The sequence below is a fragment of the Bacteroidales bacterium genome (genome assembly GCA_014860585.1).
Classification (GTDB): domain Bacteria; phylum Bacteroidota; class Bacteroidia; order Bacteroidales; family 4484-276; genus RZYY01.
In genome coordinates this window covers 22,333-43,842 of the sequence record JACZJL010000098.1, presented here as the reverse complement: position 1 = coordinate 43,842, position 21,510 = coordinate 22,333, and the positions used below count along the sequence as shown (strand labels likewise).

12 protein-coding genes are annotated in these 21,510 nt (G+C 43.2%); 6 read left to right on the top strand and 6 right to left on the bottom strand.

Annotated elements, in window-relative coordinates; translation table 11 throughout:
* Positions 1-69 precede the first annotated feature (69 nt).
* Entirely contained in the window at positions 70-633 is a 564-nt protein-coding gene (locus IH598_09950; protein MBE0638832.1) for an aminoacyl-tRNA hydrolase, read from the top strand.
* Positions 634-661: 28 nt separating this feature from the next.
* Here IH598_09950 and IH598_09945 read toward each other — a convergent pair whose 3' ends face one another.
* Positions 662-1,513 carry a bifunctional methionine sulfoxide reductase B/A protein gene (locus IH598_09945; protein ID MBE0638831.1) on the bottom strand — a complete coding sequence of 284 codons (852 nt, stop codon included), beginning with the start codon at positions 1,511-1,513 and terminating at the stop codon, positions 662-664.
* Between the two features lie 248 nt (positions 1,514-1,761).
* Here IH598_09945 and IH598_09940 point away from each other — a divergent pair, with 248 nt between their 5' ends.
* On the top strand, positions 1,762-2,682 hold the full coding sequence (locus IH598_09940; GenBank protein MBE0638830.1) for a YitT family protein: 921 nt from the start codon (positions 1,762-1,764) through the stop codon (positions 2,680-2,682).
* A 34-nt stretch (positions 2,683-2,716) separates the two neighbouring features.
* Here IH598_09940 and IH598_09935 read toward each other — a convergent pair whose 3' ends face one another.
* Positions 2,717-3,079: a YraN family protein gene (locus IH598_09935; GenBank protein MBE0638829.1), complete on the bottom strand. Its 363-nt coding sequence runs from the start codon at positions 3,077-3,079 to the stop codon at positions 2,717-2,719.
* Positions 3,080-3,086: 7 nt separating this feature from the next.
* Complete coding sequence (locus IH598_09930) at positions 3,087-3,992, bottom strand: LD-carboxypeptidase (protein ID MBE0638828.1); 906 nt, start codon at positions 3,990-3,992, stop codon at positions 3,087-3,089.
* Between the two features lie 102 nt (positions 3,993-4,094).
* Here IH598_09930 and IH598_09925 point away from each other — a divergent pair, with 102 nt between their 5' ends.
* From IH598_09925 to IH598_09915, 3 genes are all read left to right on the top strand, one after another.
* Entirely contained in the window at positions 4,095-5,948 is a 1,854-nt protein-coding gene (locus tag IH598_09925; GenBank protein MBE0638827.1) for a Na+:solute symporter, read from the top strand.
* A 102-nt stretch (positions 5,949-6,050) separates the two neighbouring features.
* On the top strand, positions 6,051-6,956 hold the full coding sequence (locus IH598_09920; protein MBE0638826.1) for a nucleotidyltransferase: 906 nt from the start codon (positions 6,051-6,053) through the stop codon (positions 6,954-6,956).
* Positions 6,957-6,962: 6 nt separating this feature from the next.
* Complete coding sequence (locus IH598_09915; GenBank protein ID MBE0638825.1) at positions 6,963-8,069, top strand: aminoglycoside phosphotransferase family protein; 1,107 nt, start codon at positions 6,963-6,965, stop codon at positions 8,067-8,069.
* Here IH598_09915 and IH598_09910 read toward each other — a convergent pair.
* Positions 8,066-9,610 carry a hypothetical protein gene (locus IH598_09910; protein ID MBE0638824.1) on the bottom strand — a complete coding sequence of 515 codons (1,545 nt, stop codon included), beginning with the start codon at positions 9,608-9,610 and terminating at the stop codon, positions 8,066-8,068. The two genes, IH598_09915 and IH598_09910, sit on opposite strands and share 4 nt — an antisense overlap.
* 220 nt (positions 9,611-9,830) lie before the next feature.
* Positions 9,831-17,171, bottom strand: a complete 7,341-nt coding sequence (locus tag IH598_09905; GenBank protein MBE0638823.1) for a T9SS type A sorting domain-containing protein — start codon at positions 17,169-17,171, stop codon at positions 9,831-9,833.
* A 347-nt stretch (positions 17,172-17,518) separates the two neighbouring features.
* Here IH598_09905 and IH598_09900 point away from each other — a divergent pair, with 347 nt between their 5' ends.
* Positions 17,519-19,294 carry a chloride channel protein gene (locus IH598_09900; GenBank protein MBE0638822.1) on the top strand — a complete coding sequence of 592 codons (1,776 nt, stop codon included), beginning with the start codon at positions 17,519-17,521 and terminating at the stop codon, positions 19,292-19,294.
* On the opposite strand, the gene IH598_09895 is transcribed toward IH598_09900, so the two are convergent.
* Positions 19,291-21,327, bottom strand: a complete 2,037-nt coding sequence (locus IH598_09895; GenBank protein MBE0638821.1) for a thioredoxin domain-containing protein — start codon at positions 21,325-21,327, stop codon at positions 19,291-19,293. The genes IH598_09900 and IH598_09895 overlap by 4 nt on opposite strands.
* Positions 21,328-21,510 lie beyond the last annotated feature (183 nt).

Below are 21,510 nucleotides of genomic sequence, written 5' to 3'. Positions count from 1 at the left end.
ATTTTGAACTTCAGTAAAAGGCATGAGGCACATTAAAACGCTTTGTGCCTTTTTCAAATTAACTAAAGCATGAAATATCTGATTGCCGGACTTGGCAATATCGGTGATGATTATGCCAACACCCGTCATAACATAGGTTTCCTGGTACTTGATGCGTTGGCACAGGAGATGAAAAGCACTTTTTCCATTCAGCGTCATGCCTACCATTCTGAGGCGCGAATAAAAGGTCGCCAGCTCGTAATGATCAAACCAACCACTTACATGAACCTAAGCGGCAAAGCAGTGAAATACTGGCTTGAGAAAGAAAATGTCCCGGTTGAAAATTTGCTGGTGGTTTTAGATGATATCGACCTTGAGACCGGTGTGCTTAGGCTGCGTCCTAAAGGAAGCGGAGGGACACACAACGGATTAAATCACATTATCGAAACACTCGGACATAGCGATTTTGCGAGGCTTAGAGTTGGCATTGGCAAAGACTTTGCCAAAGGCTTTCAGGTTGATTATGTATTGGGAAAATGGACAAAGGCTGAGGAAAAGATCATGATTGAGAAAATCCCACTTGCCATCGAAATGATGAAGAGTTTTGTGCTTGCCGGGACACAATTAACCATGAACCAATACAATAACCGTTAATTGTTCAGCCGCTTTTAAAGGAAGGTTGTTAAAAAACCTGTCTTTTTATGTGGCAGTAAGGGTTCCCTCCGGTTTTTAAATAATAGTCCTGGTGATAATCCTCAGCACGGTAGAATATGGATGCCTGCTCAAGTTTGGTTGCCACTTTGTAATTTTTACCCTCCAGAATTTTAATTAGTTTTTCGGCAATTTCCTTTTGCTGCTCGTCAAGGTAATAGATCACCGACCTGTACTGATCCCCAATGTCTGGTCCCTGTCCGCCGATCTGGGTAAAATCATGGGTTTCGAAGAAGAGTCTGGCAAGGGTTTCGTAATCTGTCAGCGCCGGATCAAAGATCACTTCAACGGCTTCGGCATGGCCTGTTTTACCTGTACAAACCTGCTCATAGGTTGGGTTTTTTACTTTACCACCTGTGTATCCCACGGTTGTTTCGATCACACCATTGGCCTTATTAAAATAATATTCAACGCCCCAAAAACACCCTGAAGCAAAGATCGCTCTTGCTGTTTTTGTTTCCTGGATATCAGGAATAAATTCCATCGAAATGGAATTGACACAATGGCGGGTATTCTTAGGTGTAAAACGTTCGCCTTTAAAAACATGGCCAAGATGGGCGTTACAATTTGTACATACGATTTCGGTGCGTATTCCGTCAGCGTCAGGAACGCGTTTCACAGCCCCTTTTATTTCATCATCAAAACTTGGCCAGCCACAACCTGAATCGAATTTTGCCTCAGATTTGTACAATGCATTTCCGCACTGTTTGCAGGTGTAAGTGCCTTTTTCGCTGAACTTGTCGTATTTACCGGTGAATGGTCTTTCAGTCCCTTTGTTTAAGATCACGCGTTGTTCTTCGGGAGTCAGTTGCTTGTATTTCATTGTTTCTTGTCCGTTTAAATAAAGAGTTGTGAAAATAAATGGAATGATCAGGATAAACTTCATAGTTATTATAGTTTGAATAGTCTTGCAGTTTGAATATTAACAACCATCAGGACGTTTGGTTTATCCTGACTTGGTTAATTTTACCTGAATTATTCTCTTATTACATTATCTTACCTGTTGCTCACCTGTCCGGATACTTAAGTCTTAAGCAGTACTTTTGCCGCCATTTTTCAAATCAGATTACAATGACTTTTGTTACAAAAGAAAAACTATTCACAAAAGAGTGGTTTAAGGTTTACAGCCTGATCTTGATTGGAACGTTTATCATGGCTTCGGGTTTCGTTCTGTTTATTAATCCTTACAAGATTGTTCCCGGCGGTGTTTACGGGATTGCAATTGTAATTCACTACCTCACTGAAGGTGTTTTTGAATTCTGGCCGCTTGGAATACCCATCGGATTGCTGGGATTGACCATGGATATCCCGCTGACAATACTTGGAATTAAAATTCTGGGGCCAAGGTTTGGCATCAAAACAGTAGTTGGATTTGTCCTGACGGCTTCATTTATGGACATGTTGACCTATTTTATTGGCCAGGATGACCCGCTGAAGCTGGGTGATCAAATATTGTTGGCGAGTATTTTTGGCGGAGTAATGATTGGTTTTGGGCTGGGGTTAATTTTCCGGTCGAGAGCTACATCCGGCGGGTCGGATATTGTGGCCATGATTATTAATAAATATACTGGTTTGCCCCTGGGGCAGTTAATGATTATTGTTGATTCGGCCATTGTGCTTGTTGGACTTGCTGCTTTTGGCGACTGGAAAATCCCGCTTTATTCCTGGATCGTCATCTTTATCACCGGAAAAGTGATCGATATTACGCTCCGTGGAATCTCCTATGAAAAAACTATGTTTATTATCTCTGACCATCACCAGGAAATACGTAATAAAATTATCAACGACCTGAACCGAGGCGGGACAATTTTCGTTGGAAAAGGCATGTACCAGGAAACCGAGAAAAACATGATTTACACCAATGTAAGCCGTCGTGAATACCAGATACTGAAAGATTACATCCGGGAAGTTGATCCACATGCTTTTGTAACTGTGATAGATGCCAATGAGATATTGGGTCAGGGGTTTAAGCCGCTGAATGAGGGGCATTAATACCCGATTAACAATTTATCAGGAAGGATGCCCATCAAAGGATGGGGTAAAAAGCATCCTTAATTTGTTTAACCGTGTAGGAATTACCGGTGAAAATTACACTGAGGATGTCGAACCGGGTTTCGAGATCGATGTTTTTTTTAAGGATATAGCCATTGGCGGCGGTGATCAGTGAGCGTTGCTTGGCTCGTGTCACGAACTCTTCAGGCTCGCCGAAATAGTTAGAGCGACGGGTTTTGACTTCAGCAATCACCAGGAATTTGCCGTCTTTGGCAATAATATCAATTTCGTTTTTCCCGAAATGCCAGTTTCGTTCAAGGATTTCGTAACCCATGCTTCGCAGGTATTTCTCGGCCAGTTCTTCGCCCTTGTTTCCGGTGTCGTTGTGTTCAGCCATATTATTGTTATTTGAAGTCAAGCCTGACGGATTGTTCCCTGACATCGAGCGCTACTTCACGCCCTATAATCAACGGGTAGTTTTCTTTAATATGGCCTGCCGGAAAGGCAAAACAGACCGGAAAATCAAATTCTTTCACTGCATCAGCCACGATTTCTTCTGCATTGTTCCCATAGCCTTTGGCACTGTCGGTCATTTCAGTCAATCCACCCACTACAAGTCCTGCAAGATTGCTCAGTTTACCTGCTCTTTTCAGGGTTAACATCATCCGGTCGAAGCGGTAAAGTTTTTCATCCACTTCTTCCAGGAAAAGAATCCGTCCATCTGTATCAATTTCAGAAACACTTCCAATCTGGCTTGTAATGATGGCTAAATTACCTCCAACCAACACTCCCTGAGATTTTCCAGGACGGTTCAATGGATGAGCAGGAACAGCATAGTTGGGGTTTTTACCACTTACGACCTGAAAAAGTTTATCGATGGCAGTGCAAATATTTCCACACTCCGGATAATTCAAAGGCATAATTCCATGTATACTTTCAACACCGTGAACTGTGTACAGATGGTTTTGTATAGCGGTAATATCGCTGAAACCAACAATCCATTTTGGATGCTCCATGAACCGCGTGAAATCCAGCTTATCAATGATCCGCATCGTACCATAGCCACCGCGTGTACACAGGATCATCCTGACTTCAGTTTGATCAAGCATTTGCTGGAAATCGGCTGCCCGGTTTTCATCAGTACCAGCAAACTGATGGTATTTATCCAGGACATGTTTACCAGTAATCACACGGTAGCCCATTCTTTTAATTAATGCAGCAGCATTGTTAAGCACAGGGGCTTCGATGGCGCTGGCAGGAGAAACAAGCCCGATGAGATCGCCTTTGGTGAGATTTGAAGGTGTAATCACAATGTTAGCTTTTTGCTGTAAAAATAGAAATTCCTGAAAAAACACATACTTAAATCGGCTGATCAGCAAAACATCATTATTTTCGCCGGAAAAATTTAAAACATGGTACTTGCACAGATTGACTGGATAATCATCTTTCTTTTCTTTGTAATACTAATTGGCATCGCTGTTTTTAGTTCACGATCTGCAGGGAAGGGTTACAATGAGTTTTTCCTTTCGGGTCGTAATATGCCCTGGTGGCTATTGGGTGTGAGCATGGTTGCCACAACCTTTTCGGCAGATACACCGAACCTGGTCACTGACATTGTAAGGCAAAACGGGGTAGCAGGTAACTGGGTTTGGTGGGCATTTTTGTTAACTGGGATGCTTACGGTTTTCGTCTATGCCAAATTATGGAATCGTTCGAAGGTGCTTACCGATCTTGAGTTTTATGAAATTCGCTACAGTGGACGGATGGCTGCCTTTTTGAGAGGCTTCAGGGCTGTTTACCTGGGTTTTTTCTTTAACGTGATGGTTATTGCCAGCGTATCACTAGCTTTTATCAAACTCGCCGGGGTAATGATGGGCATTCAGCCGGCGCCGGCACTAATCATTGCAGCGGTGATTGTGGTGTTTTACAGCGGACTGGGTGGACTGAAGTCCATCTTATGGACAGACCTTTTTCAATTTGGCTTTGCAATGTTCGGTGCACTGATAGCTGCCGTATTTGTTGTTAAAGGATTACCTGAAGGTGTTGAAGGCCTTTCGGGATTGTTTGCCCACGAGCGTGTAACCGATAAATTGGACTTATTTCCCAAAATTGAGCAAACCGACTTATTCCTCTACATTTTTATCATCCCAATAGCAGTGCAATGGTGGGCAGTTTGGTATCCGGGTGCGGAGCCGGGAGGTGGCGGTTATGTGGCGCAAAGGATGCTTTCGGCAAAGGAGGAGCGCCATGCCATAGGGGCAACCTTGCTGTTCAACTTTTTTCATTACGCCATACGTCCCTGGCCGTGGATTGTGGTGGCGCTGGCATCAATGATCGTTTTTCCAGATATTCAGTCCATGGTGACTGCTTTTCCCGGTGTGGCTGAGCAGTACATCCGTGAGGATTTTGCCTATCCGGCCATGTTGCGGACATACCTGCCCCCTGGTTTGCTTGGACTGGTGGTTGCTTCGCTGATTGCAGCATTCATGTCAACAGTTGCATCGCACCTGAACTGGGGCTCATCTTACCTGGTCAACGACTTTTATCACCGCTTTTACAACCCGGATGCAACTGAGAAACAAAAGGTGCTGTTTGGCAGGATTAGTACCGTATTGCTGATGGTCTTCGGGGTTTTGCTTGCGTTAGTACTCCAGAATGCACTACAGGCATTTCAGTATCTGCTGATGATTGGAGCAGGAACAGGGCTGATTTATATTCTCCGGTGGTTCTGGTGGAGGATCAATGCTTACTCCGAAATTTCGGCCATGATTGCTGCCACCGTTTTTTCGCTGGCATTCATCATTATCGAGAATTTCTACATGACAACACTTGCGGAACCTGCTGGTATGATAAAGGTTTTCGGGCTGATAACCACTGCAACCTACTGGAATATTATCAAACTGGTTGGTGTTGTAATTCTGACATCCGCCACCTGGATTATTGTCACTTTTCTCACTAAACCGGTTAATGATGATACACTCCGGTCATTTTACAAAAAAATTAAACCTGGGGGTCCCGGTTGGAAAAAAGTGATTCGTGATGCTGAGTTAGCAGGTGTTCCCATCGTTGTTGACAAGAACAAATCCTGGGATGTACCGGTAGGAATACTGTGCATGTTCCTGGGTTGTGTAACGGTTTACAGTGCTTTATTTGCCACAGGTTATTGGATTTATGGAGAAATAACCCCTGCAGTCCTCCTGACAGCACTTGCCGTTATTGCTGCTTATTTGTTGACCAAAACATGGAACAGGCTGAGTTTTGAGTAGGTGTTTGCATCAATAATTGTCAAATAGAATTTGGCAATAAATCTCACTTGCGAATTGATCCAATTGATTAAAATGCAGGACTTTTAAATAAAAAAATAAAAAATGAGTAAACCAACCTTGTTAATCCTCGCGGCTGGCATGGGTAGTCGCTACGGTGGGCTGAAACAAATTGACAAAATCGGTCCATCGGGTGAAGCAATCATTGATTATTCGATTTATGACGCCATCAGATCAGGATTCGGAAAAGTGGTTTTAGTCATCCGAAAAGAGCTCGAAGCTGATTTCAGGGAGTTTTTCGGAAACAAACTGGATGGCAAAATTGACCTCCGGTATGTTTACCAGGAATTGGAAAATTTGCCGGACGGAATAGCTGCACCCCCCGATCGTAAAAAGCCCTGGGGAACTGCTCATGCCGTACTTGTGGCTGATGAAGCAATCAACGAGCCTTTCATGGCCATCAATGCCGACGATTTTTACAGCCTGGAAGCATACAAAGCTGTTGCATCACATTTTGCTGTGAATGCTGACCACACACGACATGCAATGGTTGGGTACCAGCTTCGGTTGACGCTCTCCGAGTTTGGTACTGTCTCACGCGGCGTTTGCAACTATTCCCGTGATCTGTTGTTGAAGAGCATTTCCGAGATAACTAATATTGAAAGGAGATCACAAGAAATTGGATACGATGCTCCTGAAAAAGGATGGACAGTCCTCGATGGGCAAACCTTCGTTTCGATGAATGCCTGGGGTTTTTATCCGGGAATTTTTAAAATTTTCAGGGAGGGGTTTACCCGTTTCATTAATAAGGCTAAAGATGACCCAAAAGCTGAGTACTACATTGCAAGACCGTTGGTGGAAATGATGGAGCAAAAACTTGGCTCAATTCAAATCCTGAAGTCAGATGCCCAATGGTTTGGCGTTACTTACCGCGAAGACAAAGAGTCGGCAAAGGAGATGATCACGCGTCTTGTAGCTTCCGGGGTTTATCCTGAAAATTTGTGGAAATAGACGATCATGCCGCAGTCGAACTTTAACTTTGATATCCATTCGATTATCCGCCAGTTTGCCATTACAGGCCATCCAATCTCTTTGATCCCGACTGGCGAGGGGCACATCAACGACACTTTCCTGGTTGAAACAGAAGCGGATGATGAAGAGGATTATATCCTTCAGCGGGTAAATCATAAGATTTTTACAGATGTACCAGGTCTGATGAAAAATATTCTCAGGGTCACCGAACACATAAACCTGAAATATAATTGCGATCCTGGTAAATATGCTCTTCAGGCGCCCCGTTTGATCCCAACCATTGCACACCAAAATTACCATCGGGATGAATCCGGTAATTACTGGCGCTGCTATAATTATCTGCCCCATTATGCACCAAAAGAGTTAACTGCAAACCAGGCCCTTGAAGGGGGAAGAGCAATTGGGAAGTTCCAGGCCATACTTGCCGATTTGCCTGGTGGTGCATTACACATAACCATTCCTGATTTTCACAATGTAAAAATGCGGCTTGAAAATCTGAAAAAGGTGTTGGCGCAAAACCCGGCTGATCGTGCAAGCATGGTTGAAAAGGAACTGAATATGATTTTAATGCGGGAAGAAGAGATGTACCGGATTTTCCTGCTCGAAAAAGCGGGGAAAATCCCTGTAAGGATCACCCATAATGATACCAAATTTAATAATCTACTTTTTAACGAAAATGGCCAGGCCATCAGTATCATAGATCTTGATACGGTGATGAACGGGAGTGTGTTATATGACTTTGGGGATGCCGTGCGAACACTTTGCAATACCGCTGCAGAAGACGAGGCTGATTTGACAAAAGTGGATTTTGATATTCTGCTATTCCACCATTTTGCTCATGGTTATCTTCGCGAAACCCATACTATGCTCAATGTTACAGAATTAAAACATCTGGCCTTCTCCTGCAAACTTCTTACCTATATAATGGCTGTCAGGTTTATGACAGATTACCTTGCCGGTGATGTTTATTTTAAAATCAGGCACTCACAGCACAACCTTGATCGGGCCAGAAATCAACTGAAGTTGCTTGATTGTATGGAAAGAGATTTTGCTAAAATGGAGACGACGATCAGGAAATATTCAACAGATTAATTGAAAATGATCTTGTTCAGGTAAAAGACCTTGCGGCGACTACCGCTCCCACTGTCGGTGCTTCGCAGGATTTGATAACCGTAGGCGAGGAAATAGTCGCCATACCAATGACTTACAGACCCCTGGCTGCTTTCGAGCTGTACGTCGCCGGAAGATAAGGTGGCAATTTTTGTATTTTCTACAGCGCCAATGTCTTCATAGCCTTCGATCACTTTGGATACGATTTTCCCATCATGATTGTAAAATAGCACCATATCGGTGCCATCAGTATAAAATGCGGTTCTCCTGGAAAGTTGCATGGTCTGAACATCCCAGATTTTTATTCCATTGCTCCAATTCAAACCTCCATCCTTATTGAAACTAACCACAAATCCATTAAAATACCTGAAACCATCAAAAACCGTGTAATAGTAAGGCATAGGACGGCCATAAAAATCATAACTCATGGTCGAAATCTGACGATACTCGGGATAATAAGCGTCGGCCAGCATGATAAACTCATCGCCGTTCACCATGAGGTCGTGGATAAGGAAGTCGTAATTCAGGCTTTGTTCTTTTCCCTGCTTGCTTTGTTTCTTAAGTAAACTTTCGGCTGCAACCAACTGCTGGTTGTTCAGAATTTGGGTGATGTTTTTAAAATCCAGCAGCCTGTGAGTTCTCAGGTATTTTTGCTGACCACCGGACATGTATGCGATGTAAAAACCTTCAGACTGCTCATTCTGTTCTGACCCTTCGGACCTCAGTGTTTTCCCGTTCAAGTTATTATAGCTTCCCAAAACAAAAAGTTCATCATTTGCCACCAAATGAATTTGGGCATTGATCAGTTTTTCAGAAGATTTGCCTGGCGCCAACGTCGTTGACTTCAAAAACTGACCTGAAAAATCATAGCTATTTAAATAAGTGGCATTTTCGCGCCGTGAAATATAGACATTCAATACCGCCAAAACCTGGTCGGGGTTTGATTGAACCTGAAGGTCCTTAATAAAGGTTGGCTGTTCGGTAAATTTAACCACTGATTCTTCACCAGATGCAAGACTTTTAATAATAATCAGCGCCTCTTCCTTGAAATAGTTGAAGCCCGCAACCAGTTTTCCATCGTCAACAATAAACCGTACAAGTTCAGCCCGATCAGGCACAAACATATGATAACTGATGTTTTCTGAATCAATAATATTTAGCGAAATCACCTGGAAATTGTATTCATACGAACGCGCTTTGGCAGTTTTCTGAAAAGCAAGGTACATCTGATTGTCGTCAGCATAATAGTTCTGAAAAATACCATCCATCATTACCGGGATTTCGATTGACCAAACCGGTTGGAGGAGGTTGTTATAAAAAACGAAAAACCATGCTTTGTTTTGAGTGTCGGTCTGGTTAATGGTTTCGTAAAAGACCAGCACGCCCTCGATGCCACATGGGATTAATTGAAAAACTTCTGCACGTGCCTCCAGTTCAATACGCAGGGGACCTTTAGAATCCTGGCCGTTAATAGGGATAAAGGGCAGGAAAACCATGAAAATTAAAATGAACCGGAGTTTCATGAAAGCTGCATTTTTAGGATTCAATTATTAATAACAACCTGAAGCCGGAAATATTTTTTCAAACTGAAATGAACGCACTCTGAGCGAGGCTGTCTCAAAAGTCTTTCATTTGGATTTTCAACGGTTCGGGTTAAATCCAGACTTTTGAGACAGCCTCGTCATAACAAAAAGTGCTCCAGCAAGAGGAGCACTTTAAGCTTACAATTATGAAAACAAATTATTATCTCAATATGATCTTTTCGTTTTTCAAGACTTTGTCAGCAACAATTCGAATGTAATAAACACCTGCCGGATGACCGGTCAGGTCGTAACTCTTCACTGTCAGGTCATCGTTGTGATCAATTTCACCTTTCAAAATCACCTGCCCTGTTGCATTTAAAATAGTCACTTCTCCAATCATTTGTTTTTCAGACGAGAAACTTACGTTTACAAGTCCTGTAGTGGGATTGGGGAATATTTCCATTGAAAAATCTTCACCACCAGGAATATCATTGTCAATACTTGTAGTCGTCAATTCAATTTTGTTGATTAACGAAATTCCATTTGATACAAAAACCCCGTTGTTTAAAGATTGGGCTGCATAATTTACATCGAGGGAGAATTCCTGGTTTGTGGATGGTCTGAACAATTTAAACGAAACAAGTTCACCTTCAACAAATCCGGTGATCTGACTTTCAGAATGATCAGTTATAAAAGCAGTTAAAACATTCATCTCTGAATGATTGTCAAACTGAGTTACACCTGCACAGATATTATCCTGTGTAAAAATGCCGATCAAATCACCCGGTTCGAAAACGGAAATCGCTGAATTGGTAAACCCGAAAATATGACTGGATGGTGTTTTGTGAACTTTGTTCCATGGATGGATGATCTCTGATTGACCCACCTTGAACCCTGGTTCTAAGGGCAGAGACTCACACATCGGGTACCTGACTGTAAATGGGATGTCCGAATTGTTATAGATCTCGTATGCTTTGCCAGGTAAAAGTTCTTGTAAAGTATTTACACCATATTCCGGCCAATAAATTCCAGTTCCGGCGATATCCTTGATCATACAAACAGATGGGTTCGCGCTGAATTGCTCAGCTACATCAACTGCGCATGGCGAGTTTACAGGCAGGTATGACCAGCCGAAAGGAGCACTTAAAGTGGCTATCGGATAGCGGATATTTCCCTCAATGTTTAGCAGGTTGATGGTTTCCATTTTGATTTTATAACCTTTTGTAACTGACCAGTCGCCCAGCGTGTTTATATTCTGACCTGGCCAGTAAATCCCGTAATTATCCGAAATGAGTATCAGGTTTTCTAAGATGTCACTGAATATATCTTCCATTGCCGGGTTTACGGGGGTAACATAAGATGAAATACCGCACCATCCTTCCGGAAGGATTACCTGGTGCGTTGAAGTTTGCAATACTTCAACCAGGGCTTCATTACTTGAAACCGTTCCGCAGTTATTGGTGAACACGCTTTGGTAATAACCTGCATCTGCAGGAGTGATCTGTAAGATTTCAAAGGTAGATCCTGTTGCATTTTCGATCAGTGTGCCATTGAAGAACCATGAATAATTTCCTGCACTGTAGCTTAATACTTCAAACGATAGTTCGAGTGCATTTCCGACATAAACTTCCTGATTTATCACCAGGTCGTTTTGAACTTCAAGAATGTCAATAATCAGCGTCATTTGGTCGGAAGCAGATATCGCGCATGGTGACACAGGCACTGCTGTTAGGGTTAGGTTTATAAAACCCGCCATTTGATCGGCCTGGCTTGGAGTGTAGGTTGGGTTGAGAATGGCATTACTGCTGAAAGTCCCGGATCCGGAGGTTTCCCAAAGTACTGATGAATAGTGTATCGCTTGCCCTGCAAGTTGATAGGGCTCATCTCCGCAAAATAGCGCATCTTGTCCTGCATTTGCAGAAGAAAGCCGTTGAATATTCAATACTTTTTGATCTGTAGCCGAAACAGCACAAGGCGAAAGTGGCTGAGTGGTTAACGTTAAAGTGAGCGATCCTGCAAGTTTATCAGCGGCACTTGGTGTGTAAACTGGATTTAGGATTCCACTGTTACTAAATGTGCCGGTTCCCGAAGTAGTCCAAAGCAATGTTGAATATCTCTGCGCCGCACCGTTTAATGTATGGGTTTGATTTTCACAAATGGTGGCATCTAATCCGGCATTTGCTGTCGAAAGCCGCTGTATGGTTAAGGTCATCTGATCTGATGCAGAAACAACACATGGAGAAACAGGCTGGGCTGTCAGTGTTAATGTTATTGCACCTGCAAGTTTATCACCAGTGCTGGGAGTATAAACCGGGTTGAGGATTCCACTGTTACTGAAAGAGCCGGTTCCCGAGGTAGTCCACAGCAATGTTGAATATCTCTGTGCTGCAGCGTTCAGTGTGAAGGTTTGATTTTCACAAATGGTGGCATCCAACCCGGCGTTGGCTGTTGAAAGCCGCTGAATGGTTAAAGTCACCTGGTCTGATGTAGAAACAGTACATGGAGAAACAGGCTGGGCTGTCATAGTTAATGTTATTGCGCCTGCAAGTTTATCACCAGTGCTGGGAGTGTAAATCGGGCTGAGGATACCGCTGTTACTGAAAGAGCCGGTTCCCGAAGTAGTCCAAAGCAATGTTGAATATCTCTGTGCCGAACCGTTTAATGTATGGGTTTGATTTTCGCAAATGGTGGCATCTATCCCTGCATTGGCTGTAGCAAGCTGCTGAATGTTTAATGTCATCTGATCTGAGGCTGAAACTGAGCAGGGTGACAAAGGCTGGGACGTCAAAGTTAACGTCAGCAATCCTGCAAGTTTATCAGCAGCACTTGGCGTGTAAATCGGGTTGAGGATTGAGCTGTTGCTGAACGTTCCTGTGCCAGAACTTGTCCAAAGCACTGCTGAATACCTTTCAGCCTGGCCATCTAATAAATAGGTGGCATCTTCACAGATTGTGGCGTCAAGCCCTGCATTAGCAGTGGAAAGCCGTTGAATAGTCAACACCTTATGATCTGAAGCTGCAACAGCACATGGTGAAATTGGTTGAGTGATTAAGGTTAAAGTAAGCGATCCTGCAAGTTTATCTTCGACACTTGGCGTGTACACCGGGTTGAGGATTCCGCTGTTACTAAATGAGCCGGTTCCCGAAGTAGTCCAAACCAATGTTGAATATCTCTGCGCAGCACCATTCAAAGCATGGGTTTGATTTTCGCAAATGGTGGCATCTAACCCGGCATTGGCTGTTGAAAGCCGCTGAATGGTCAGGGTCATCTGATCTGATGCAGAAACTGCACATGGAGAAACGGGCTGAGAGGTCAGTGTTAATTGTACTGAGCCAGACAATTTATCGCCGGTGCTGGGAGTGTAAACCGGATTGAGGATTCCGCTGTTACTGAAGGTTCCTGTGCCAGAACTTGTCCACTGAACAGCCGAATACCTTTCGGCCTGGCCGCTTAGTGAATAGGTTTGATTTTCGCAAATGACGTCATCTAACCCGGCATTGGCTGTTGAAAGCCGCTGAATGCTTAAGGTCATCTGGTCTGAAGCCGAAACCGAACAGGGCGACAACGGCTGTGAAGTCAAGGTTAATGTAAGTGATCCTGAAAGTTTATCTGCAGCACTAGGTGTGTAAACCGGGTTGAGGATTCCGCTGTTGCTGAAGGTTCCTGTCCCAGAACTTGTCCACAGCACTGCCGAATACCTTTCGGCCTGACCGCTGAGTGAATAGGTCTGATTTTCGCAAATGGCGGCATCTAGCCCGGCATTGGCTGTTGAAAGCCGCTGTATGTTTAAGGTCATCTGATCTGAGGCCGAAACCGAGCAGGGTGACAAAGGTTGTGACGTCAAGGTTAACGTCAGTGATCCTGCAAGTTTATCAGCAGCACTTGGTGTGTAAACCGGGTTGAGGATTCCGATATTACTGAAGGTTCCTGTACCAGAGCTTGTCCATTGCACTGCCGAATACCTTACAGCCTGTCCATCCAATGTATAAGTTGCATTTTCACAAATAGTGGCATCTGTTCCCGCGTTAGCAGTCGAAAGCTGTTGGATGCTTAGTACCATCTGGTCTGAAGCCGAGACCGAGCAGGGTGATAAAGGCTGTGATGTCAGTGTTAACGTCAGCGATCCCGCAAGTTTATCTGCGGCACTTGGTGTGTAAACCGGATTAAGGATGGCGCTGTTGCTGAACGCTCCCGTACCGGAGCTTGTCCAAAGCACCGCTGAATACCTTTCAGCCTGGCCATCTAATAAATATGTGGCATCTTCACAAATCGTGGCGTCAAGCCCTGCATTGGCAGTGGAAAGTCGTTGAATAGTCAGCGCCTTCTGATCTGTAGCTGCAACAGCACAAGGCGTTAGCGGTTGAGTGGTTAACGTTAAAGTGAGCGATCCTGCAAGTTTATCAGCGGCACTTGGCGTGTACACAGGGTTGAGGATTCCGCTGTTACTAAATGTCCCGGTTCCCGAAGTAGTCCAAAGCACTGATGAATACCGCTGCGCTGACCCATTTAATGTGTGGGTTTGATTTTCACAAATGGTGGCATCTGATCCGGCATTGGCTGTCGAAAGCCGCTGAATGGTAAGGGTCATCTGATCTGTAGCAGTAACTACACAGGGAGAAACGGGCTGAGAGGTCAGGGTTAATTGTACTGAGCCAGAAAGCTTATCACCGGTGCTGGCAGTGTAAACCGGGTTGAGGATTCCATTGTTACTGAAAGAGCCTGTTCCCGAAGTAGTCCAAAGCAATGTTGAATATCTCTGTGCCGAACCGTTTAATGAATAAGTTGCATCTTCACAAATGGTAGCATCGGCGCCGGCATTGGCTGTCGATAGTTGCTTAATGTTTAAGGTCATCTGGTCTGAAGCCGATACCGAGCAGGGTGACAAAGGCTGGGAAGTCAATGTTAGCGTCAGCGATCCTGCAAGTTTATCTGCAGCACTGAGTGTGTAAACAGGATTAAGTACCCCAGTGTTACTGAACGTTCCGGTGCCTGAGGTCGTCCAGAGCAGTGAGGTGTACCTTAATGCTGATCCATTCAAAGTATGGGTTTGGTTTTCACAAATAGTGGCATCAGTTCCTGCATTGGCTGATGAAAGTCGTTGAATGGTTAAAACCATTTGGTCTGAGGCTGAAACAGCACAGGGAGAAATTGGATTGCTGGTTAAAGTGAGAATCACACCTCCATTCATTGCATCCTGGTTTGACGGAGTGTAAACCGGTTGCAATATAGCAGTGTTGCTAAAGCTACCAGTGCCGTTGGATTGCCATAGCACTGAACTGTAGGAAACAGCCGAGCCGCTTAACTGATAAGTCTGATTTTCACAAATCGTGGCATTATTTCCTGCATTGGCAGTTGGTGGTTGCCTGAAACTTACGTATATAAAATCTTCAGCAGATACCTGACAAGGTGCAATGGGGGCTGCAACCAGGGTCAGTTGAATGTTTGAACCTGACGAAATATCTGTTGGTCCTGGAGTATAAGATGTACTTAGTGCATTCTGATTTCCAAAACTGCCGTCTCCCGCTGTACTCCATAAAACACTCTGGTACGAATTTGCCTGGCCCTGTACCTGGAATGGTGGCTCTGCACAAACAAGCTGATTTGAAACTGTGGATATCCCGACAGTCGGGTTGTCTATGATCTGAACGGTCTTATTTTCAGTAGTTCCTACCGAACAATATTGCTTTGGGCCTAAAGTGAGAATCAGCGTAAAACTCCCATTTGCAATATCATTTGGTCCCGGGAAATATTTTGGATTGAGGATATTGGACGCACTGAACGTACCATCTCCAATCCTTGTCCATGCAACTGAAGTGTATTCCTGAGCAACAGCATTCAGTTGCAAATAGCTGTCTTTACAGGCAAAATCCGTGTTCGGCCCAAAGGTGATAACCTTTGGAAGCTGTTGGATGAAAAGATTAACATTTTTCGTCGCCGGGATATCACATGGCGGAATAGGCAGAGAATTTAATGTAACAACCGTACCGCTATTTGCTACGTCCTGTGGCCCTGGAGTGTAAACGGTCTGAATCACATTTGGATTGGCAAATGTACCGTCACCCTGTGTTGTCCAAAGCACTCCGGAATTGTTGGATGCACTTCCGTTCAGATTAAAAGTTTGTCCTTCACACCTGCGGATAATACTTGATGAAGCAACAGTCGGGCCGGGTAAATAAGAAATATTAAGTTGGTCACAAACCAGATAAACACAGGGGCTGATTGCATTAACACAGATCGTAAGTGTTACACCATTGGTAATGTCATTGGCTGAAGGAATATATTGTGTAGTCAATGAAGTTGGGTTACTAAAGGTACCCGAACCACTTGTTGTCCATTGTATAAGTCCATAATTGGTGGAGGTTGCATTTAAGATCACAGTTTCATTTCCGCATGCACTCATATCTTCTCCCGCAATGACTGAGGGTAAAGGGTAAATGGAAAGTGTTAAATCATCGGATTCATCAACCGAGCAGGGGCTGTATGGCTCTGCTTCAAAGGTTAGCACCACAGACCCGCTGTTTTTATCAAGCTCTCCGGGTGTATAAACAGTACTGGCCTGTGAAGGATTTGCAAAAGTACCGTCACCACTGGTACTCCATTGGACATTGAGTGCATTTGTCGATACACCGGTAACCTCAAAGGTTTCATTAGCACAAATCTCACCATCGTTACCTGCCGAAGCTGTGGGATAATCATTTACCATTACAGAGATTTGATGCACGGAAGTATTTACGGGATCAGTTACGGTAAGCAGAAAACTGGTTGTCACATCAAGTGAAACAGGTGGTGGATTCTGAACAGTGTGATCAAATCCCGGAGGATTGGAAGACCATAAAAAAGTGTAAGGCCCCCCGGTGCCGATGAATTCGTTGGCGCTTAGGGTAACCTGGTTATTGATGCAGATCGGATTTTCAGAGGTGCTGATATAAAAATCCATGGCTTTAACAGCCTTCATATTCATCACCATCGATAGTGAAGTAGGGTACCACCTTCCATTGGTTACATAACCTGTTGCAACATAATAGGACATGATTGAAACCACATACTCTTTTTGTGTCTCCTGCAGGAAAAATCTGAACTCAATCAATTCACCTCCTGAGAATCCATCCTTTATTGTAGTGGTATTGTCATCACCAAAAAGGGTACAAATTACATTTTCCGTTCCGGTCCACATCCTTGCGCCACCACAAATTCTTTCTCCATTGCGAAGATAAAACCCTCCGATATAGTCGCCATACTGCAGTGGAATTTCATTAATTCGCGGATTGGCTGCCAGGTTAATGATATAACCGTGTATGGTTCCGGTGTTTACAGGTACATCCCAAATCGGGGGAAAACCCTGTCCGTCTCTTTGCTCTGCATTCAATTCGTTTCGGATGATTTCCCACATCCCTTCAGGGTCCTCCTGCAAGTCAATATCTGAAGTTTCAACCCCGGTTATACTGATTTCAGCATCCTGGGCGCTGGTGAAAACTGGTAAAAAAATAACTAAAAAAAGAGCAATAAGAATCGATTGAATTCTCCAACTGATAAATTCATCTCGGTAACTTTTCTTTTTCATGGCTAAAATCTTTAGTATAATATTGTTTAAGTGTTCTTTGAATAATTAATTGGATCAAATAATTTGAAAAGTAAAGCATTGCTGTCATCAATAAGATTAAATCATCGAATTGTTGCGAATAAATCCCCCAAAAAACAAATAATTAAAAATGGCATTAATTCACTCTTTAACCATCATACTATTGTCAAATCCTTACAATTGCATCGAAGTTGACAAAAATACATTTTTTTGTTAATAACTAATTTTTTAAACAAACTATTTTCATTCACTATTTTACCTCTATAGGAGAGGCTATAATCAGCAATTTCGGTGATAAGTCTGAATTTTTATCTACTTTCGCAAGCACTATGAAAGTGCAGGTTCTATTCGGAAAATTCTTGATCTGGAGAGTAAAAAACGTTCCGGATCAGCAGTTTGTATTGGTATTAAGCATAGTTATCGGTATTTTAAGTGGTATTGCGGCGGTATTACTAAAAAATCTGGCCCACTTCACTTATAGAATTGCTTCAAGTGGATTTAGTTTTAAACAGGAGTATTTACTATACTTAGGATTACCGATGGTCGGGATATTTCTGACTGTAATTTTCGTGCGATATTTTATTAAGGATGATCTTGGTCATGGAGTAAGCAAAATCCTCTATACGATATCCAGGAAAAGCGGGATGCTTAAACCACACAACACCTTTAGTTCGGTAATTGGTAGTTCATTAACGGTAGGTTTTGGAGGTTCAGTCGGGCTGGAGGCGCCAATTGTACTAACAGGTTCTGCCATCGGGTCAAACCTTGCACGTTTGTTCCGGCTCAATTACAAAACAGTTATTCTGCTGATTGGATGCGGCAGCGCCGGGGCCATCGCAGGTATCTTTAAAGCCCCGATAGCAGGGGTTGTTTTCACCATCGAAATTCTGATGATCGAACTCACTGTAACGACTCTAATCCCTCTGCTGATAGCTGCAGTAACCGGCGCTTTGGTGACCTGGTTTCTAATGGGGAGCAGTGTGGTGTTTTTCTACACTATCGAGGCTCCTTTTATCATCAATGATGTCCCTTTTTATGTTTTCCTTGGTATTACGTCAGGTCTTGCATCTTTTTACTTTTCGCGAACTTTGATGAAGATTGAAGGTAAATTTGAGCTGATTAAAAATCCCTTTTCACGCATTGTGATTGGAGGTAGCATTCTTGGAGCGCTGATTTTCATTTTCCCATCACTTTATGGGGAGGGTTATGGTGGATTGATGGATATTTTAAACGGGAATGGCGAAAATATTATCAATCAAAGTCTATTTGGCGATTTTGCCCAAAATAAATGGATATTCCTCCTTTTACTCCTGATGATTATTTTTTTTAAAGCAATTGCAACCGCTTCCACAACTGGTGCAGGCGGGGTGGGTGGGATTTTTGCCCCGTCACTTTTTATGGGTGGGGTCATCGGATTTTTTACAGGGAGACTGATCAACACGATTTCAGATTTTTCAGTTTCCGAGAGTAACTTTTCGCTTGTTGGGATGGCCGGCGTAATGGCCGGTGTGATGCACGCCCCGCTGACTGCCATTTTTCTTATTGCCGAAATCACAGGTGGTTACGAATTGTTCCCTCCTTTAATCATCACCGCTACCATTGCTTATTTAACAACAAAATATTTTGAACCACACTCCATTTACAGTAAGAAACTTGCTTTAAGTGGTGAACTGATCACACACAACAAGGATAAAGCGGTACTCTCGATGATGAAGGCAGACAAACTTATCGAAACCAATTTTTTAAAAATCAGACCTGATGCTACACTTGGCGATCTCGTTAAACTGATTACCAAGTCGTCACGAAATATTTTCCCGGTTGTAGATGATGATGAAAATTTTATGGGGATCGTTTTTATGGATCACATTCGTGAAATTATTTTCAGGCCTGAATTGTATGATAATACATTGGTCAGCAACCTGCTCTTCCGCCCTGAGGTGACTATAAACATTGATGAATCTATGGAGCAAATTGCAAGAAAATTCCAAAATACGGATAAATATAATGTTGCAGTGCTGAATAATGGTAAATATGTTGGTTTCATCTCGAGAGCCCGCGTATTTTCCGTATATCGTAAGGTACTAAAGGATTTTTCTTATGATTAATCGCCATTCATCTGTTTCAATGCTTCAGCGACAGTTTCAACTGGCTGCTGGCAAACATTGCCGGAACACACGTAAATAAAGGTTTTGCCTTCCTGGAAGCGATTTTTAAAAACAGGTAAACTACTCTCATTTTTACTGCTGACGACAATTTTCGCGGGATATTTACTTTGTTGCATTTGTACTGAAAACGATAAGGCGTTTTCACCACATACTACTACCTCAAAAAATGATTCGGAAAGATACAACCACAACGTTCCCCAATTAGAAAATGAGGTGGGGTAATTTTTGATGTTTTCACTCATCATGCCGGCATTTTTTCTGACAATCTCAATGTAATCCTGGTTTTCCATAATTTTACCCAGTTTAAAAAGGGCAATGGCCATACTTGAATTTGAGGATGGAATTACATTGTCAATCACCTCCTTTTTACGTGCTACCAGGTCATGACTTTTTTCATCAGTAAACCAGAACAAACCTTCTGATTTATCATAAAATCTAATCACAGCGTATTTGGCAAGGTTGTCGGCCAGGGTGATATATTTTTCAATACCACTAACCTGAAAAAGACTGATCATCGCCTCGATAGTAAAACTGTAATCCTCCAAAAAGCCCTGAACACCGGTTTTTCCGTTTTTGAAAGTGTGTAATATGCTTCCATCCGGCTGGATTAATCGTTCAGCAATAAAATCCCCGGCTTTTAACGCAGCATGGATATAATTCTGGTTTTCGGTGGCGATATACAAATCTGCCAGTGCTTTGATCATCAGCCCGTTCCAGGAAGTCAGGCATTTATCATCCAAACCCGGGCGAACACGCTGGTTACGGGCAGTTAAGAGTTTTTCCTTTGAGGTTTTCAACAAATCATGAAATGTCGCACTCCCGATGTTTTTGCTTTGTGAAAAATCCAATTCTTCGAGGGGTTTAACAAGGATATTTTTATCTTCTTCCCAAAAACCTTCACCGTTTATTCCAAAGAAATCACCCATTAATTCCGCATTCTTGCCTAAAATTTCGCTGAACTGTTTTGCTGTCCAGACATAAAATTTACCCTCCACACCTTCCGAATCTGCATCCAGCGCCGAAAAGAATAAACCCTCGGGAGAGGTGAGTTCACGCATCACAAAGTGGGCAGTTTCTTCTGCAATTTTGAGGTACATTCTGTTTTTTGTAAAAAGATATGCTTTTGAATAGAGGGAGATCAATTGTGCATTGTCGTAAAGCATTTTTTCGAAGTGGGGCACTTTCCAGGATGCATCTACAGAGTAGCGCGCAAATCCACCGCCGAGATGGTCGTAAATACCGCCAGAAGCCATTTTACTGAGCGTCAGGTTAAGAAAATCCAACAGGTCGTCGTTCCCGGTCAGCACGTAATAGCGCAGGAGAAAACTAAAGTTGTTGGGCAAAGGGAACTTCGGTGCGCCACGATACCCGCCATTGGTCAGGTCGAAACTGTAGTTCCATTTTTTATAAGCCTCCTCAAGGAGTGTCCGGTTGAATGAAACTTTTTCTTTTAAAGGTTTAATCAGCACATCCTGGCTGATACCTTTTGTGAGTTGAACTGCCTGCTTTTCAAGGTCTGGCTTACTTTTACGGAAAAGTTCAACAATTCTGTTCAGCAACTCCATCCATTGCTCGGGACGGAAATAAGTTCCACCATAGAATGGTCTTCCGTCAGGCAGCGCAAAAGCATTCAGCGGCCAGCCTCCGTTACCGTGAATCAATTGTACAGCATTCATATAAACACCATCCACATCGGGGCGCTCTTCCCGGTCAACTTTTACACACACGAAATGGGCATTCATCACAGAAGCAATCTCAGTATTTTCAAACGACTCCCGTTCCATCACATGGCACCAGTGGCAGGCAGAATAGCCGATACTGATGAGCAGCATCTTGTTTTCGTTCATTGCTTTTTGCAGGGTTTCGGCATTCCATGCATGCCAATCTACCGGATTATACGCATGCTGGAGCAGGTAAGGGCTGGATTCGTAAATCAGTTTGTTTGGGGCTGTTTTCTTGTTGGAGTCGCTCATACTTTTTATTGAAAATAACCAGTTGACCATGAAAAATGTTTATGTTCAAATTTTAGAATACTTCCTGAAGTTTTGAACAAATGCAAGTTTTTCCCCATTCGCTCTACACAGCCGGATTTCCGATTTTGACTGGTCTGACAGAATAAAACCCCACGTGGATCAGCACGCAGGGTTCAGCAGTTA

Excerpts from the sequence above, each read along its gene's own strand:
- IH598_09950 (MBE0638832.1), top strand. The coding sequence starts at position 70 with ATGAAATATCTGATTGCCGGACTTGGCAATATCGGTGATGATTATGCC.
- IH598_09905 (MBE0638823.1), bottom strand. The coding sequence starts at position 17,171 with ATGAAAAAGAAAAGTTACCGAGATGAATTTATCAGTTGGAGAATTCAA.
- IH598_09915 (MBE0638825.1), top strand. The coding sequence starts at position 6,963 with ATGCCGCAGTCGAACTTTAACTTTGATATCCATTCGATTATCCGCCAG.
- IH598_09935 (MBE0638829.1), bottom strand. The coding sequence starts at position 3,079 with ATGGCTGAACACAACGACACCGGAAACAAGGGCGAAGAACTGGCCGAG.
- IH598_09895 (MBE0638821.1), bottom strand. The coding sequence starts at position 21,327 with ATGAGCGACTCCAACAAGAAAACAGCCCCAAACAAACTGATTTACGAA.
- IH598_09910 (MBE0638824.1), bottom strand. The coding sequence starts at position 9,610 with ATGAAACTCCGGTTCATTTTAATTTTCATGGTTTTCCTGCCCTTTATC.
- IH598_09900 (MBE0638822.1), top strand. The coding sequence starts at position 17,519 with ATGAAAGTGCAGGTTCTATTCGGAAAATTCTTGATCTGGAGAGTAAAA.
- IH598_09945 (MBE0638831.1), bottom strand. The coding sequence starts at position 1,513 with ATGAAATACAAGCAACTGACTCCCGAAGAACAACGCGTGATCTTAAAC.
- IH598_09925 (MBE0638827.1), top strand. The coding sequence starts at position 4,095 with ATGGTACTTGCACAGATTGACTGGATAATCATCTTTCTTTTCTTTGTA.
- IH598_09920 (MBE0638826.1), top strand. The coding sequence starts at position 6,051 with ATGAGTAAACCAACCTTGTTAATCCTCGCGGCTGGCATGGGTAGTCGC.
- IH598_09940 (MBE0638830.1), top strand. The coding sequence starts at position 1,762 with ATGACTTTTGTTACAAAAGAAAAACTATTCACAAAAGAGTGGTTTAAG.